This window comes from Caulobacter sp. GW821-FHT09H08 (assembly GCF_059415885.1).
The window spans coordinates 1-13,917 of the sequence record NZ_JBWKOC010000002.1; the positions used below are offsets into that span (position 1 = coordinate 1).

General features: G+C 67.2%; 16 protein-coding genes and 1 pseudogene. 14 read left to right on the forward strand and 3 right to left on the reverse strand.

Features of this window, described 5'->3' with window-relative positions; translation table 11 throughout:
• Window positions 1-102: 102 nt before the first annotated feature.
• Window positions 103-729: a YdeI/OmpD-associated family protein gene (locus tag AC07NN_RS05265; RefSeq protein ID WP_494638220.1), complete on the forward strand. Its 627-nt coding sequence runs from the start codon at window positions 103-105 to the stop codon at window positions 727-729.
• Between the two features lie 5 nt (window positions 730-734).
• Here AC07NN_RS05265 and AC07NN_RS05270 read toward each other — a convergent pair whose 3' ends face one another.
• Window positions 735-1,040, reverse strand: coding sequence for a UBP-type zinc finger domain-containing protein (locus AC07NN_RS05270; protein WP_494638222.1), 306 nt, complete (start codon window positions 1,038-1,040; stop codon window positions 735-737).
• A gap of 12 nt (window positions 1,041-1,052) precedes the next feature.
• Window positions 1,053-2,696 carry an FAD-dependent oxidoreductase gene (locus tag AC07NN_RS05275; protein ID WP_494638224.1) on the reverse strand — a complete coding sequence of 548 codons (1,644 nt, stop codon included), beginning with the start codon at window positions 2,694-2,696 and terminating at the stop codon, window positions 1,053-1,055.
• A gap of 119 nt (window positions 2,697-2,815) precedes the next feature.
• Here AC07NN_RS05275 and fdhD point away from each other — a divergent pair, with 119 nt between their 5' ends.
• The 4 genes from fdhD (at window position 2,816) to AC07NN_RS05295 (ending at window position 8,167) form a co-directional block, all read left to right on the forward strand.
• Window positions 2,816-3,631, forward strand: coding sequence for a formate dehydrogenase accessory sulfurtransferase FdhD (fdhD, locus tag AC07NN_RS05280; protein WP_494638226.1), 816 nt, complete (start codon window positions 2,816-2,818; stop codon window positions 3,629-3,631).
• A complete protein-coding gene (locus AC07NN_RS05285) occupies window positions 3,631-5,922 on the forward strand; it encodes an FdhF/YdeP family oxidoreductase (protein ID WP_494638228.1) in 2,292 nt (763 codons plus the stop codon). The genes fdhD and AC07NN_RS05285 overlap by 1 nt, the downstream gene beginning before the upstream one ends.
• A 57-nt stretch (window positions 5,923-5,979) precedes the next feature.
• On the forward strand, window positions 5,980-7,131 hold the full coding sequence (locus tag AC07NN_RS05290; protein ID WP_494638230.1) for a GNAT family N-acetyltransferase: 1,152 nt from the start codon (window positions 5,980-5,982) through the stop codon (window positions 7,129-7,131).
• 193 nt (window positions 7,132-7,324) lie between these two features.
• Window positions 7,325-8,167 carry a GIN domain-containing protein gene (locus AC07NN_RS05295; RefSeq protein WP_494638232.1) on the forward strand — a complete coding sequence of 281 codons (843 nt, stop codon included), beginning with the start codon at window positions 7,325-7,327 and terminating at the stop codon, window positions 8,165-8,167.
• A gap of 96 nt (window positions 8,168-8,263) precedes the next feature.
• Here AC07NN_RS05295 and AC07NN_RS05300 read toward each other — a convergent pair whose 3' ends face one another.
• The gene (locus tag AC07NN_RS05300; protein ID WP_494638234.1) at window positions 8,264-9,025 is read right to left on the reverse strand and encodes an outer membrane protein; all 762 of its coding nucleotides are present in this window, start codon (window positions 9,023-9,025) and stop codon (window positions 8,264-8,266) included.
• A gap of 403 nt (window positions 9,026-9,428) precedes the next feature.
• Between AC07NN_RS05300 and AC07NN_RS05305 the strand changes: the two are divergent.
• The 9 genes and pseudogenes from AC07NN_RS05305 to rpsC all read left to right on the forward strand — a co-directional run bounded on the left by AC07NN_RS05305 (window position 9,429) and on the right by rpsC (window position 13,914).
• Window positions 9,429-9,617: pseudogene (locus tag AC07NN_RS05305) on the forward strand (hypothetical protein).
• A 13-nt stretch (window positions 9,618-9,630) separates the two neighbouring features.
• Window positions 9,631-9,939, forward strand: coding sequence for a 30S ribosomal protein S10 (gene rpsJ / locus AC07NN_RS05310; RefSeq protein WP_004616952.1), 309 nt, complete (start codon window positions 9,631-9,633; stop codon window positions 9,937-9,939).
• A 13-nt stretch (window positions 9,940-9,952) separates the two neighbouring features.
• Window positions 9,953-10,720: a 50S ribosomal protein L3 gene (gene rplC, locus AC07NN_RS05315; RefSeq protein WP_494638236.1), complete on the forward strand. Its 768-nt coding sequence runs from the start codon at window positions 9,953-9,955 to the stop codon at window positions 10,718-10,720.
• Window positions 10,720-11,358, forward strand: coding sequence for a 50S ribosomal protein L4 (gene rplD / locus AC07NN_RS05320; RefSeq protein ID WP_492809530.1), 639 nt, complete (start codon window positions 10,720-10,722; stop codon window positions 11,356-11,358). Before rplC ends, rplD begins: the two co-directional genes overlap by 1 nt.
• Complete coding sequence (locus tag AC07NN_RS05325) at window positions 11,358-11,654, forward strand: 50S ribosomal protein L23 (RefSeq protein WP_172265586.1); 297 nt, start codon at window positions 11,358-11,360, stop codon at window positions 11,652-11,654. The genes rplD and AC07NN_RS05325 overlap by 1 nt, the downstream gene beginning before the upstream one ends.
• A gap of 3 nt (window positions 11,655-11,657) precedes the next feature.
• Entirely contained in the window at window positions 11,658-12,497 is an 840-nt protein-coding gene (gene rplB / locus AC07NN_RS05330; protein ID WP_494638238.1) for a 50S ribosomal protein L2, read from the forward strand.
• A gap of 3 nt (window positions 12,498-12,500) precedes the next feature.
• A complete protein-coding gene (gene rpsS / locus AC07NN_RS05335; RefSeq protein WP_099442405.1) occupies window positions 12,501-12,779 on the forward strand; it encodes a 30S ribosomal protein S19 in 279 nt (92 codons plus the stop codon).
• Between the two features lie 2 nt (window positions 12,780-12,781).
• Window positions 12,782-13,162, forward strand: a complete 381-nt coding sequence (gene rplV / locus AC07NN_RS05340) for a 50S ribosomal protein L22 (protein ID WP_010919132.1) — start codon at window positions 12,782-12,784, stop codon at window positions 13,160-13,162.
• The gene (rpsC, locus tag AC07NN_RS05345) at window positions 13,162-13,914 is read left to right on the forward strand and encodes a 30S ribosomal protein S3 (RefSeq protein WP_223394543.1); all 753 of its coding nucleotides are present in this window, start codon (window positions 13,162-13,164) and stop codon (window positions 13,912-13,914) included. The genes rplV and rpsC overlap by 1 nt, the downstream gene beginning before the upstream one ends.
• Window positions 13,915-13,917 lie beyond the last annotated feature (3 nt).

Consider the following 13,917-nt stretch of genomic DNA (forward strand, 5'->3'; position numbering starts at 1 on the left):
TAATCGATCGATCTCAGCAACAGCTGACCTGATCTAAGCGAAGGCCCCGGAGAGCAATCTCCGGGGCCTTTTGCTTTGTCCCGAATGGTGGAAGGAGAAGGCATGGCGATGATCACCGATCCCGACGACTTCTTCACCAAAGGCTGTGGCCGCTGCGCCCGGTTCGCGACGCCGGACTGCTCGACCCGGCCGTGGATCGATGGGTTGAACGCCCTGCGCCGGATCTGCCTGGACGTCGGGCTGCAGGAAACAGTGAAGTGGGCTCACCCGTGCTACATGCACGCCGGGCGCAACATCGCGATCATGGGCGCGTTCCGCGACGATTTCCGGTTCACGTTCCTGAACCCGGGATTGCTGGTCGATAGCGAAGGTGTGCTGGAGCCTCAGGGACCCAACAGCGGCACGCCCGGCATGATCCGCTTCACCGCCAACGACCAGGTGGCCGAGAAGGAGCCGGTGATCCGGGCCTATCTGCGCCAGCTCATGGAGCACGCCGAAGCGGGGACCAAGCCTCCGAAGGTCGAGCGCGAGATCGAGATGCCCGACGAGCTGATCGACGCGCTGGACGCGGATGCGGAACTGGCCGAGGCCTTCCATGCGCTGACGCCGGGGCGCCAGAAGAGCTACTTCTTCGCCCTGAACCAGGCCAAGCAGTCGGCGACCCGCGTGGCGCGGATCGAGAAATTCCGGGGCAAGATCATCGCCGGCAAGGGCGCCCTGGAGCGCTAGACGCGCTAGTCCTTCACGAACCGCGGGATCGGCCCGACCTGTTCGGTCTGGTCGGGAAGCTCGACGAACTCCTCGTCGACGAAGCACCAGCCCCAACCCTCTGGCGGATCGTAACCCTCGATGATCGGGTGCTTGGTCGCCCGGAAGTGGGCGGTGGCGTGCCGCGCGGGGCTGTCGTCGCAGCAGCCGACGTGGCCACAGGTCCGGCACAGGCGCAGGTGCACCCACCAGCCGCCCGCCTTCAGGCAGTCCTCGCAACCCTTGGCGCTGGGGGTGACCAGGCGGATGGCGTCGCCGTGCATGCAGGTCATGGCGGAGGTCTCCTAGGCGTCGGCCAGGTAGGCGTGGATGGCGGCCACGGCCTGGGCGCCTTCGCCCACGGCGGCGGCCACGCGCTTGACCGAGCCGGCGCGGACGTCGCCGATCGCGAACACGCCCTTGCGGCTGGTCTGCAGCAGCGGATGGCCCGGAGAGAGGTCTGTCCCGGTGCGGACGAAGCCGTGGTTGTCCAGTTCGACATGGCAGTGGGTCAGCCAGGCCGTATTGGGCGCGGCGCCGATGAACAGGAAGAGGTGGCTGATCGCCTGGCTGGTCTCCTGGCCGTCGGGGCCGCGCCAACGGATGGCCGACAGCTGGCCGTTCTCGCCCTCGAGGTCGACGACCGCGCTGCGGACCACGACCTCGATATTGGGCGTGCTCTCGATGCGGTCGATCAGGTAACGGGACATGGTCGCGGCCAGGCTCTCGCCGCGCACGATCATCAAGACCTTCTTGACCTGGCTGGCCAGATAGACCGCCGCCTGGCCCGCAGAGTTGCCGGCCCCGACCAGGGCGACCTCCTGGCCCGCGCACAGCTTGGCCTCCAATGGCGAGGCCCAGTAGTGGACCGACGCGCCTTCGAACTGGTCGAGGTTCTCAACCTCCAGCCGCCGATAGCGGGCGCCGCTGGCGATAACGATGGTGCGGGCCTGGGCGGTCTCGCCGCTGGCCAGGGTCAGGCGGTAGCGGTGCGCGCCGTCCTGCTCGCAGACGAGGTTGGCGACCTCGTCCGGGATGGCCAGTTCGGCGCCGAACTTCTGGGCCTGGCCATAGGCGCGGCCCATCAGGGCCATGCCGGTGATGCCGGTCGGGAAGCCCAGATAGTTCTCGATCCGCGCCGAAGCCCCGGCCTGACCCCCGAAGGCGCGGGTATCCAGGACCAGCACCGACAGGCCTTCCGAGGCGGCATAGACGGCCGTGGCCAGGCCCGCCGGTCCGGCTCCGACCACGGCGACGTCATAGAGCCGGTCGGCGTCGATCGGCCCGACCAGGCCGATGCAGCGACCCAGCTGGTGGTTGGTCGGCTGGCGCAGGATGGCCCCGTTCGGGCACAGCACGATCGGCAGCTCGCTCTCGTCCACCTCGAACCGCTGGATCAGCACCTTGGCGCAGTCCATCTGGTCGGGATCGAGATGCTGATAGGGATGGCCGTTGCGGGCCAGGAAGCCGGACAGGCGGATGACATCGCTGTCGGCCTCGCGGCCGACGATGATCGGACCACCGGCGCCGGTCTCGATCAGGCTGACCCGGCGCAGGATCAGGGCCCGCATGATCCGCTCGCCCAGCTCGGCCTCGGCGACCAGCACGGCGCGCAGGCGCTCGGGTGCGATTAACAGGGCCTCGACTTCGGTGAGCGCGGTGACGTCGACCAGGGAAGGGCGGCCCGACAGCTGGGCGATCTCGCCGACGAACTGGCCGGCGTCGTGTTCGACGATCGGCTGGCTCTCGTTGTGGGCGTCGCGGCGCGCGATCGCCACCCGGCCGGCCAGGATCACGAAGAGGCCGGGTGAGGGCACGCCCGAAGTCGCCAGCGCTTCGCCGACCTGGGCGTGCATCACCTGGCCGAAGCGGCGAAGGCGGTCGATCTCCGCCGGCTCCAGCCGGGGAAACATCTGGGCGCGTCGGGTGTCGAAGGTGGTGCCAGCCATGGGCCCAGATTGCGCCAGGAACGGCGTTCGGTCATCCGCCGAACGATGATGGTTTTGTACAATCCTGCGATCGCATCACCGGGTGTACCCATCGGCGCCCGAAGAGTAGGCTCCGGCGCATGTCGCGTTCTTCCGCCACTCCTCGTCCGGCCGTGCAATGGCGCGCCGGGTGTTCTCCGCAATCCCTTGCCCGTGACCTGCCCAGCGAGGTCGCCGTCGGGCTCTCGTTCGATGGCCGCCCGCACACCGTGCTGATGGCGACGCCGGATCAGGTCGAGGACCTGGCGCGGGGTTTCGTGATCACCGAAGGGATCGCGCGGGCGGTCGAGGTGCTGGAAATCGTCCGCAAGGACGAGCCGCAGGGCATCCTGATCGACATCCGCCTGGCGCCGGGCGCGACGGCTAGGAAGGCTCGGCCGCGCAACCTGGAGGGCCGGTCCAGTTGCGGGCTCTGCGGGGTGCAGCGCCTGTCCGACGCCGTTCGGCCGCTGCCGGAACTGGGCGCGGGCGTTCGCATCGAACACGCCGCCATCCCCCGCGCGCTGGCGGCGCTGGAGGCCGAGCAGGCCCTGGGCCGCCTGACCCGCGCCACCCACGCGGCGGCGTTCTTCACGGCCGAAGGCGCGCTGGTCGCCGTCCGCGAGGACGTCGGTCGCCACAACGCGCTCGACAAGCTGACTGGCGCGATGGCGCGCGAGGGGATCGACGCGGCGAGCGGCTTCGTCGTCGTCACCAGCCGGGCCTCGTTCGAGATGGTCGAGAAGACCGCGCGGATGGGCTGCGCCATCCTGGTCGCGGTCTCGGCCCCGACTGAGCTGGCGGTGGCCAAGGCGCAGGAGGCTAACCTGACCCTGGTGGCCCTGGCCCGCGCCGACGGCCACGCGGTGTTCGCTGGCGGCGAGCGCCTGTTCGAATCCGAGATGGAGCCGGCCTGATGTCCGACACCAAAGTGCCCGGCGTCCGCCCCTACAACCAGCCCGCCGGTGGCTGGGGCGCGCTGAAGGCCGTGGCCGGCGCCCTGGCCGACCAGGAGACCATCGTCGAAGGCGGCAAGACGCTGATGCGGGCCAACCAGCCCGAGGGCTTCGACTGCCCCGGCTGCGCGTGGCCCGATCCCAAGCACACCAGCTCGTTCGAATTCTGCGAGAACGGCGCCAAGGCCGTGGCCTGGGAGGCGACCTCCAAGCGCGCCACGCCCGAGGTCTTCGCCCAGCACACGGTCAGCGAGCTCCTGACCTGGACCGACCATAAGATCGAGGACCTTGGCCGGCTGACCGAGCCCATGGCCTATGACCCCACCGACGACCGCTACAAGCCGATCACCTGGAACGAGGCCTTCGCCCGCACGGCAGCGGGGCTGAAGGCGCTGGCCGATCCCAATGAGGCGGAGTTCTACGCCTCGGGCCGGGCCAGCAACGAGGCGGCGTTCCTCTATCAGCTGATGGCGCGGCGGTTCGGGACCAACAATTTCCCCGACTGCTCGAACATGTGCCATGAGCCGACCAGCGTCGGGCTGCCGGACTCGATCGGCCTGGGCAAGGGCTCGGTGACCCTGGAGGACTTCGACCACGCCGACCTGATCATGTGCTTCGGCCACAACCCGGGCACCAACCATCCCCGGATGATGGCCACGCTGCGCGAGGCCAGCCGGCGCGGCGCGACGATCCTGGCCTTCAATCCGCTGAAGGAGCGGGCGCTGGAGAAGTTCGCTTCGCCGCAGGATCCGGTCGAGATGGCGACCCTGGGCTCCACGCCCATCGCCTCGGCCTATTATCAGCTGACCATCGGCGGCGACGCACTGTTCGTGCAGGGCATGATGAAGGCGGTGCTGGCCCTGGAGGCGCGCGACGGTGGCGTCCTGGATCACGGCTTCATCGCCGAGCATACCGCCGGCTTCGAGGCGATAGCGGCGCATCTCGAGGCGCTGGACTGGGCGACCATCGAGGCCGGCTGCGGCCTGTCGCGCGCCCGGATCGAGGAGGCGGCGGCGACCTACGCCAAGGCCAAGGCGGCCATCCTCTGCTACGGCATGGGCCTGACCCAGCACCGCGACAGCTCCGGCACGGTGCAACAGCTGGTCAACCTGCTGCTGCTGAAGGGCAATATCGGGCGGCCGGGCGCGGGGATCTGTCCGCTGCGGGGCCACTCCAACGTCCAGGGCAACCGCACGGTCGGCATCGCCGAGAAGCCGTCGGCGGCCATGCTGGACTCCATAAGAGACGTCTTCGGCTTCGAGCCGCCCCGCGAGCACGGCCACACGGTGGTGGAATCCATCGCCGCCATCGAGCGCGGCGAGAGCAAGGTGTTCATCGGCCTGGGCGGCAACTTCGCGGTGGCCGCGCCCGACCCGGTGCGGACCTTCGCGGCCATGCGCCAGCTGGACCTGGCCGTCCACGTCGCCACCAAGCCCAACCGTACGCACCTGCTGATCGGCAAGGAGTCGATCCTGCTGCCGTGCCTTGGCCGCACCGAGAAGGATGTGCGGGCCGGCGTGCGCCAGTCGGTGACGGTCGAGGACTCGATGTCGATGGTCCACGCCTCGCGCGGCCTGAACCCGCCGGCGTCCGAGCACCTGATGTCGGAACCGGCCATCGTGTCCGGCATCGCGGCGGCGCTGTTCGGCGATGACCCGTTGGTCGACTGGCTGGGCCTGGCCGACGACTACGATGCCATCCGTGACCTGATCGCCCGGGTCTTCCCCGGCGCCTTCGACGACTACAACGACAAGGTCCGCGTACCGGGCGGCTTCCGCCTGCCCGTCGGGCCGTCGGACCGGGTCTGGAAGACGGCGTCGGGCAAGGCCAACTTCCTGGTCTTCACGCCCAACGGCGGCGACCCGCGCCGGGGCGATGCGGGGGTGATGCTGCTGACCACCTTGCGCAGCCACGACCAGTACAACACCACCATCTATGGCGACGACGACCGCTATCGCGGCGTGTTCGGCCGGCGCGACGTGATCTTCGCCAATCCCGACGACATGGCTCGGCTGGGGCTGGCGCAGGGCGACCTCGTAGATCTGGGCGCGGCGTTCGACGACACCGGCGAGCGGATCGCCCAGGCCTTCACGGTGGTGGCGCGGGACATCCCGACCGGCTGCCTGGCGGCCTACTATCCCGAGACCAATGTGGTGATCGCGCTTGACGACCACGACCGGCGCTCGGGCACGCCGGCCTACAAGTCCGCCCCTGTGCGGCTGCGCAGGCACCAGGGGACGTGGCTCAACTAAAGCGCTTGTTAAAGCCCTTTAGGCTTAATGGCCTCCGACCCGTAGGGAGTGGGCCGCGTGCAACGAGACGGTTTGGAGGTCGAGACCATCCAGGTCTCGCAGCTGGGCGCGACCGAGCTTGAGCTCTGGCGCGGTTTCCGCGCGGCCGATCCTGTCCTGGCCAGTCCCTATTTCGATCCGCGTTTCGTCCAGGCCGCCGGCGAGGTCACGCCCGGCGCCCAGGTGGCGATCATCCGCGAGGGCGGGGCGATCCGGGGCTTCCTGCCGTTCCAGCAGCGCGGCGGCCTGCTGCAGCCCCTGGCCGCGCCGCTCACCGACTTCCACGGCGTGATCGGCGAGCCCGGCGTGGCCGTGTCGAGCCTGCTGCCCCGCATGGAAGGCATCCGCCGTGCGCGGTTCAACGGCTTGGTCGGCGCTGGCGGCTCCGACCTCGAGGGCCTGTCGCCCCGCCGGGCCATGGCCGCCGATCTGTCGCAAGGTTTCGAGGCCTATCTGGCCGGTCGCGATGCGCGGTTCCTGAAGGACAAGCGCCGCCGCCGTCGCGCCCTGGAACGAGACCACGGCCTGGTGTCGTTCGTGTTCAAGCGTCCGACGGCGATCCAGGTCGACCACATCATCGAACGCAAGCGGGCCCAGATCGCCCGGACCCATCAGTACGACGTCTTCGCCTGCGGCTGGACCAGCGAGCTCCTGCGCCGGCTGGCCGAGGGGGATGACCCCGACTTCGGCCTGCGGGTCGCGGCGCTGAAGGCCGGCGACACCTTGGTCGCCGCCGAGCTGGGCCTGACCTCGGGCGGGCGGCATCACCTGTGGTTTCCGATCTACGATCCGGCCTATGCCCGCTACTCCCCGGGGGGTCTGATGACGTTGGATACGCTGCAGGCGGCGGCCAGCGCGGGAATCACGCGGGTCGATTTCGGCGTCGACGCCGACGCCTACAAGCACGACTTCGCCGACCCGGCCGAGATTGTGTTCGAGGGGCTGATCGAGCGCCGGATCTCCTCGCGCGGCCGGCGGATGCGGGCCATGGGCGCTTCGCGCCTGGCCCGGCGGTTCGACCGCATCGTCGCCTGCGAGCCCAGCCTGGTGGGGCAGATCAAGGGCGGGACCAACTTCATGGCCGCCATGGCGCGCCGCCACCCGAAGGTGGGCGCGGGCGTGGGGTTGGGCGTCGGACTGGGCTTGGGCTTGGCCTTGATGGTCGACTAAGCGCGCGAGGCGAAAGTGTGAGCGGTTTCGCCGCCCGAGTGCGCGCCCTGGATATCTAGCTTAGAGCCTTCTTGGCTCTAAGCGACGGCCTTTCCATGACTTTTGGGTCATGACCTCGAATTAAGTCGAAACCTGGGCGGCCCGTCGCTAGCTTCCCCTCATCGAATTCAACGCATCCGAGGGGAACGTATCGATGCGCACCGCCACCACCCTGGCCGTCCTGGCCGCCGCCACTCTCACCGCCGCCGCTGGCGCTGCTTCGGCCGCGCCGTCCGTGAAGATCAAGGACGCGGTCGCCCGCGTCGTGATCATCCCCGAGAACCGCACCGACGTGAAGGTCGAGGTGCTGACCACCAACGCCAGCCTGCCGCTGGACGTCCGCACCAACGGCGACGAGGTGATCGTCGACGGCGACCTGCGCCGCAAGATCAACGGCTGCAACAGCCGCAACGGCAAGGTCTGGGTCAAGGTCCGCGGCGTGGGCGAGGTCGCCTATGAGAACTTCCCGCAGATCGCCATCCGCACGCCGATGAACGTCAAGGTCCAGGCGGGCGGCGCGGTTTTCGGCGACATCGGTCGCTCGGACAGCGTCAACCTGGGCAACGCCGGCTGCGGCGACTGGACGATCGCCAACACCAAGGGCGAGCTCGAGATCAGCCAGGCCGGCTCGGGCGACACCAAGGCCGGCTCGGCCGGTTCGGTCGAGATCAGCATCGCCGGTTCGGGCGATGTCAGCACCCAGGCGGTCGCCGGTGACCTCGAGGTCAACATCGCCGGTTCGGGCAACGTCGCGGTCGCCAGCATCGCGGGCAAGATGGAAGCCAACATCGCCGGCTCGGGCGACATCAGCGTCACCGGCGGTCGCGCCCGCTCGGTCGACATTAGCGTGATGGGCTCGGGCGACGTGAGCTTCGGCGGCGAGGCGGAATCGGCCGACGTGTCGGTGGCCGGCTCGGGCGACGTGAAGATCGCCAAGGTCAACGGCCCGGTGAAGAAGCACGTGGCCGGCTCGGGCGACGTCACCATCGGCCAGTAAGCGGCCGGCGTCTCAGGCGCACATAGTATATAGAGAGAGAAGGCCCCGGGGATCGCTCCCCGGGGCCTTCCTGCATCTGGACCTGAAGTCCTGAGCTTAGCGGACGCCGAAGCCGAACAGGTCGCCGGCCGTGGCCAGGTCGGCGCCGGCGCGGTCGCGATCCTTCAGGCTGCCGCCGAAGGTGTAGCGCAGGCCCACCTTCACGGCGTCGGCGTTCAGGTCGGCCAGGTCGTTGGACTCGCTGTGGACGTACTTGGCGAAGGTGCTCCAGCCGCTGCTGGCGAACTTGTACTCACCGCCGACATTCACGTCCCACAGGTCCGCGTTGATGTTGGTGTCGATGCGCGACCAGGCCGCGCCGGCGTCCAGGCGGAAGTTGTCCGAGACGAAGTAACGAACGTCGCCGCGCACGGTGTAGAGGTCGGCGTTCAGGTCGTTCGACTGGCCATAGGCCGCGACGCCCGACAGGGTCGCGTTCGACAGGTACTTGTGCGCCTCGCCGCCGACGGCCCAGACGGTGTCGTTGGCCGGGCGGGAGAGGGCGGTAAAGCCGCCGACGCGCCAGCTGTCGCCGATCTTGGTGGTCAGGTGGGCGGCGCCCGAGGCGACGGTGTCGTTGCTGAGGTCGTTGTCAGAGATCGAGACGTCGCCGTTGGCGGTCACGGTCCAGGCGCCCTTCAGCGGGATGGCGACCGAGCCGTCGATCACGACGGACGAGCCGTTGCCGTTGAACAGCTTGCTGTCGACGTCGGTGTAGTTCACCGCGGCGCCGACCGAGCCGACGTTTTGCGCGAAGGCCGGAGCCGAGACGGCGGTGGCGGCGACCAGGGCGGCGGTGGCGAGAAGCTTGGTATTCACTTGGGTTATCCCCTTACACATGAGTGGCTCCTCCGGCTGGCTGGACGGTCGTTGGATGGGGGAGGGGCCGCCCAGTCCGTCGGGGAGGAGCGGCATCTATGCCGTCAGGAGGCGCGCTCAAGGCCAGCGGCGGCGCTCGACGGCAGAACAATGCAAATTTGTGACAGTTGCGGAGGCCAGGATTTCGCCTATGCGCCAGCGAGCGCACGTTCTTGCTCTCATTGCCGCCAGGGTGGTTAAAAGCAGACCGACGTTATGTTTCGGCAGGTCTTGCACGAGCGGGGCGAGGCGCCTATTCAGAACCGGCCCGACGACTCGCGTCTCCCAAAGTCGCGACGAACCGGACAGAGCGCTTGACGAAACCGATTCCGGCTCGTACAAGCGCGCCTCTGTTGGACCGGCTGTGAGCTTTCGAGCTCAAACGCGGTTCGCGAGACGCCCGGACATAGCGCCCTAAAGGCGCAATATCTGGTCATCACCCCTGGCAGGCGACTGTTGGGGACCTTTGTTTTGCGGACGCTGCGTACGGACTCCCATCTGGGGGTTCGGGTTGGTCTTTGAAATGGTTCGAGACGCGGGCGCAGCCCACTAGGAAACCGAGCGATATGGATCGTCAGAACATCCGCATCCGGCTCAAGGCCTTCGATCACCGCGTGTTGGATCATTCCACGCGCGAGATCGTCAATACGGCCAAGCGCACGGGTGCGACGGTGCGGGGCCCCATCCCCCTGCCCACGCTTATCGAAAAATTCACCGTCAACCGTTCGCCGCACGTCGACAAGAAGTCGCGCGAGCAGTTCGAGATCCGTACGCACAAGCGCGTTCTCGATATCGTTGACCCGACTCCGCAGACCGTGGACGCGCTGATGAAGCTCGACCTGTCGGCCGGCGTTGACGTCGAAATCAAGCTGTAAGGAGGGCCGATCCATGACTCTCCCCACCCAACGCACTGGCGTCCTCGCCAAGAAGCTCGGCATGACCCGCTTCTTCGATGAAGCCGGTCAGCACGTGCCGGTCACCGTCCTGTCGCTCGACGGTTGCCAAGTCACGGGCCAGCGCACGGTCGAGAAGGACGGTTACACCGCCCTGCAACTCGGCGCCGGCGCTAAGAAAGCCAAGAACACCTCGAAGGCCCTGCGCGGCCACTTCGCCAAGGCGGCCGTTGAGCCGAAGCGCATCGTCGCGGAATTCCGCGTCGAAGAAAGCGCCCTGATCGAAGTTGGCGCCGAGCTGACCGCTGATCACTTCGTTGCCGGCCAGAAGGTCGACATCCAAGGCATCACCGTCGGTAAGGGTTTCGCCGGCGCCATGAAGCGCTGGAACTTCGCTGGTCTCCGCGCCACCCACGGTGTCTCGGTCTCGCACCGCTCGCACGGTTCGACCGGTAACCGCCAGGACCCGGGTCGCACGTTCCCGGGCAAGAAGATGGCTGGTCACCTCGGTCAAGAAACCGTCACGACGCTGAACGTCACGATCTGGAAGGTCGACGTTGAGCGCGGCCTGATCCTGGTCAAGGGCGCCGTCCCGGGCCACGAAGGCAGCTACGTGAAGGTTCGCGACGCCGTGAAGAAGGCTCTGCCTGCCGACGCTCCGCGTCCGGGCGCCTTCCGCAAGGCTGGCGAAGCCGCTCCGGTGGCCGCTGAGACCCCCGCTGAAGAGGCCCCCGCGGCTGCGACCGAAGAGGGCGAAGGCTAATGAAACTCGACGTCATCAAACTGGACGGCGGCAAGGCTGGTTCCGTTGATCTCGACGACGCCATCTTCGGCATCGACGACATCCGCGGCGACATCCTTCAGCGCGTCGTGACCTGGCAGCTGGCCAAGCGCCGCTCGGGTAACCACAAGATTCAGGTTCGTAACGAGGTCTCTCGTACGAGCAAGAAGATGTACAAGCAAAAGGGCACCGGCGGCGCTCGTCACGGTTCGCGCCGTGCGGCTCAGTTCGTCGGCGGCGCCAAGGCCCACGGCCCTGTCGTCCGTAGCCACGCTTTCGACCTGCCGAAGAAGATCCGGGCCCTGGCTCTGCGCCACGCCCTGTCCTCGAAGGCCAAGGCCGGTTCGCTGGTCGTGGTGGACAGCGTCGCTCTGACCGAAGCGAAGACGGCCGCCCTGCGCGCCACCTTCGACAAGATCGGTCTGAAGAACGCCCTGGTCATCGCCGGTCCGGAAGTGGACGCGAACTTCAAGCTCGCGGCCCGCAACATCCCGAACGTGGATGTCCTGCCGAACGCCGGCCTGAACGTCTACGACGTGCTGCGTCGCCAAACCCTCGTCCTGACCAAGGACGCGGTCGAAGCGATCTCGGCCCGTTTCGCTGAGAAGGAAGCCGCCTAATGGCCGCCACCGCTCGCCACTACGACACGATCCTGTCGCCGGTGATCACTGAAAAGACGACCCTGCTCTCGGAGCAGAACAAGGTTGTCTTCAAGGTGGCCAACGATGCGTCGAAGGACGAAATCGCCGCCGCTGTCGAAGAGCTGTTCAAGGTCAAAGTGACCAAGGTCAACACCATCGTGACCAAGGGCAAGACCAAGCGCTTCCGTGGCATCGTCGGACGTCGCAACGACGTCAAAAAAGCTATCGTGACCCTGGCCGAAGGCCAGTCGATCGACATCACGACGGGGCTCTAAGACATGGCCTTGAAGCACTTTAATCCGACCAGCCCCGGCCAGCGCGGCCTGGTGCTGATCGACCGCAGCGAACTTCACAAGGGCAAGCCCGAGAAGAAGCTCGTTGAAGGTCTGACCAAGTCGGGCGGTCGCGGCGGCAATGGCCGTATCGCGGTCCGTTTCCGCGGCGGCGGCGCCAAGCGCCTGTACCGTCTGGTCGACTTCAAGCGTCGTAAGCAAGGCACGGCCACGGTCGTTCGTCTTGAGTACGATCCGAACCGCACCGCCTTCATCGCCCTGATCAAGTATCAGAGCGACGGTGAGCTGGCCTACATCCTGGCCCCGCAACGCCTCAAGGCCGGCGACGAAGTCGTCACGGCTGAAAAGGTCGACGTGAAGCCGGGTAACACCTCGCCGCTGCGCACGCTGCCGATCGGTACGATCATCCACAATATCGAGCTGAAGCCCGCCAAGGGTGGTCAGATCGCCCGTTCGGCTGGCGCCTACGCCCAGCTGGTCGGTCGTGACGCCGGCTACGCCCAGATCCGCCTGAACTCGGGCGAACTGCGCATGGTGCTCGATACGTGCCTGGCCACCGTCGGCGCCGTTTCGAACCCCGACCATATGAACCAGAACCTCGGCAAGGCCGGTCGTTCGCGTCATATGGGCCGTCGCCCGCACGTCCGCGGTGTCGCCATGAACCCGGTCGACCACCCCCACGGTGGTGGTGAAGGTCGTACCTCGGGCGGCCGCCACCCGGTGACCCCGGCTGGTAAGCCGACCAAGGGCGCCAAGACCCGCGTCAACAAGGCCACGGACAAGTTCATCATCCGTTCGCGCCACAAAGCGAAGAAGGGCCGCTAAGCCATGACCCGCTCCGTCTGGAAAGGCCCGTTTGTCGACGGGTACCTCCTGAAGAAGGCCGACGCCGCACTGTCGTCGGGCCGCAAGGATGTCATCAAGACCTGGTCGCGTCGCTCGACGATCATGCCGCAATTTGTCGGCCTGACCTTCGGCGTCCACAATGGCCACAAGCACGTCCCGGTCTCCGTGTCGGAAGACATGGTCGGCATGAAGTTCGGTGAGTTCGCTCCCACCCGTAACTTCCCCGGCCACGCCGCCGACAAGAAGGCCAAGAGGAAGTAATCATGGCCAAGCAGAAGCAAGAACGCCGCCTGCCGGCCGCCGAAGCGATGTGCAAGGTGCGCACCCTGCGCACCAGCCCGCGGAAGCTGAACCTGGTCGCTCAGTCCATTCGTGGCCTGAACGTCCAGCGCGCTCTCAACGAGCTCGAGTTCAGCCACAAGCGTATCGCTCAGGACGTCCGCAAGGCGCTGTATTCGGCGATTTCGAACGCCGAAAACAACCACAACCTCGACATCGACTCCCTGGTCGTCGCCGAGGCCTATGTGGGCAAGAACCTGATCATGAAGCGTTTCTCGCCCCGCGCTCGCGGTCGCGCGACGCGCGTTGAGAAGCCGTTCTCCGAGATCACGATCGTGGTCCGCGAACTGGGTGAGGCCGCCTAATGGGTCAGAAAGTCAATCCGGTCGGGCTGCGGCTCGGCGTGAACCGCACCTGGGACAGCCGTTGGTTCGCCGACGGCGCCCAGTACGGCAAGATGCTGCACCAGGATCTCGCGATCCGCGCCGCCCTGAAGAAGCGCCTGTACCAAGCTGGTGTCTCGCGCATCATCATCGAGCGTCCGCACAAGAAGTGCCGCATCACGATCTATGCCGCTCGTCCGGGCGTCATCATCGGCAAGAAGGGCGCTGACATCGACAAGCTCCGCAAGGACCTGTCGATCAAGACCGAGGGCGAAGTCCACCTGAACATCGTCGAGATCCGCAAGCCGGAAACCGACGCTCAGCTGGTCGCGGAGTCCATCGCTCAGCAGCTGGAACGCCGTATCGCTTTCCGTCGCGCGATGAAGCGTTCGATCCAGTCGGCCGTGCGCCTCGGCGCCAAGGGCATCCGGATCAACGTCTCGGGCCGCCTCGGCGGCGCTGAAATCGCTCGTATGGAGTGGTATCGCGAAGGCCGCGTGCCGCTGCACACCCTCCGTGCGGACATTGACTTCGGTTTCGCCGAAGCCAAGACCACCTACGGCATCATCGGCGTGAAGACCTGGATCTTCAAGGGCGAGGTGCTGGAGCATGATCCGATGGCGCTCGACAAGCGTCTCGCCACTGAATCCGGCCCGGCCGGCGAAGGTGGTGGCCGTGAGCGCGGCGATCGTCCCGACCGGGGCGACCGTCGTGACCGTCGCGATCGCGCCTAAGGA

Excerpts from the sequence above, each read along its gene's own strand:
- AC07NN_RS05295 (WP_494638232.1), top strand. The coding sequence starts at position 7,325 with ATGCGCACCGCCACCACCCTGGCCGTCCTGGCCGCCGCCACTCTCACC.
- rplD (WP_492809530.1), top strand. The coding sequence starts at position 10,720 with ATGAAACTCGACGTCATCAAACTGGACGGCGGCAAGGCTGGTTCCGTT.
- rpsS (WP_099442405.1), top strand. The coding sequence starts at position 12,501 with ATGACCCGCTCCGTCTGGAAAGGCCCGTTTGTCGACGGGTACCTCCTG.
- rplV (WP_010919132.1), top strand. The coding sequence starts at position 12,782 with ATGGCCAAGCAGAAGCAAGAACGCCGCCTGCCGGCCGCCGAAGCGATG.
- rpsC (WP_223394543.1), top strand. The coding sequence starts at position 13,162 with ATGGGTCAGAAAGTCAATCCGGTCGGGCTGCGGCTCGGCGTGAACCGC.
- AC07NN_RS05285 (WP_494638228.1), top strand. The coding sequence starts at position 3,631 with ATGTCCGACACCAAAGTGCCCGGCGTCCGCCCCTACAACCAGCCCGCC.
- AC07NN_RS05270 (WP_494638222.1), bottom strand. The coding sequence starts at position 1,040 with ATGACCTGCATGCACGGCGACGCCATCCGCCTGGTCACCCCCAGCGCC.
- AC07NN_RS05325 (WP_172265586.1), top strand. The coding sequence starts at position 11,358 with ATGGCCGCCACCGCTCGCCACTACGACACGATCCTGTCGCCGGTGATC.
- rplC (WP_494638236.1), top strand. The coding sequence starts at position 9,953 with ATGACTCTCCCCACCCAACGCACTGGCGTCCTCGCCAAGAAGCTCGGC.
- rpsJ (WP_004616952.1), top strand. The coding sequence starts at position 9,631 with ATGGATCGTCAGAACATCCGCATCCGGCTCAAGGCCTTCGATCACCGC.
- AC07NN_RS05275 (WP_494638224.1), bottom strand. The coding sequence starts at position 2,696 with ATGGCTGGCACCACCTTCGACACCCGACGCGCCCAGATGTTTCCCCGG.
- rplB (WP_494638238.1), top strand. The coding sequence starts at position 11,658 with ATGGCCTTGAAGCACTTTAATCCGACCAGCCCCGGCCAGCGCGGCCTG.
- AC07NN_RS05265 (WP_494638220.1), top strand. The coding sequence starts at position 103 with ATGGCGATGATCACCGATCCCGACGACTTCTTCACCAAAGGCTGTGGC.
- fdhD (WP_494638226.1), top strand. The coding sequence starts at position 2,816 with ATGTCGCGTTCTTCCGCCACTCCTCGTCCGGCCGTGCAATGGCGCGCC.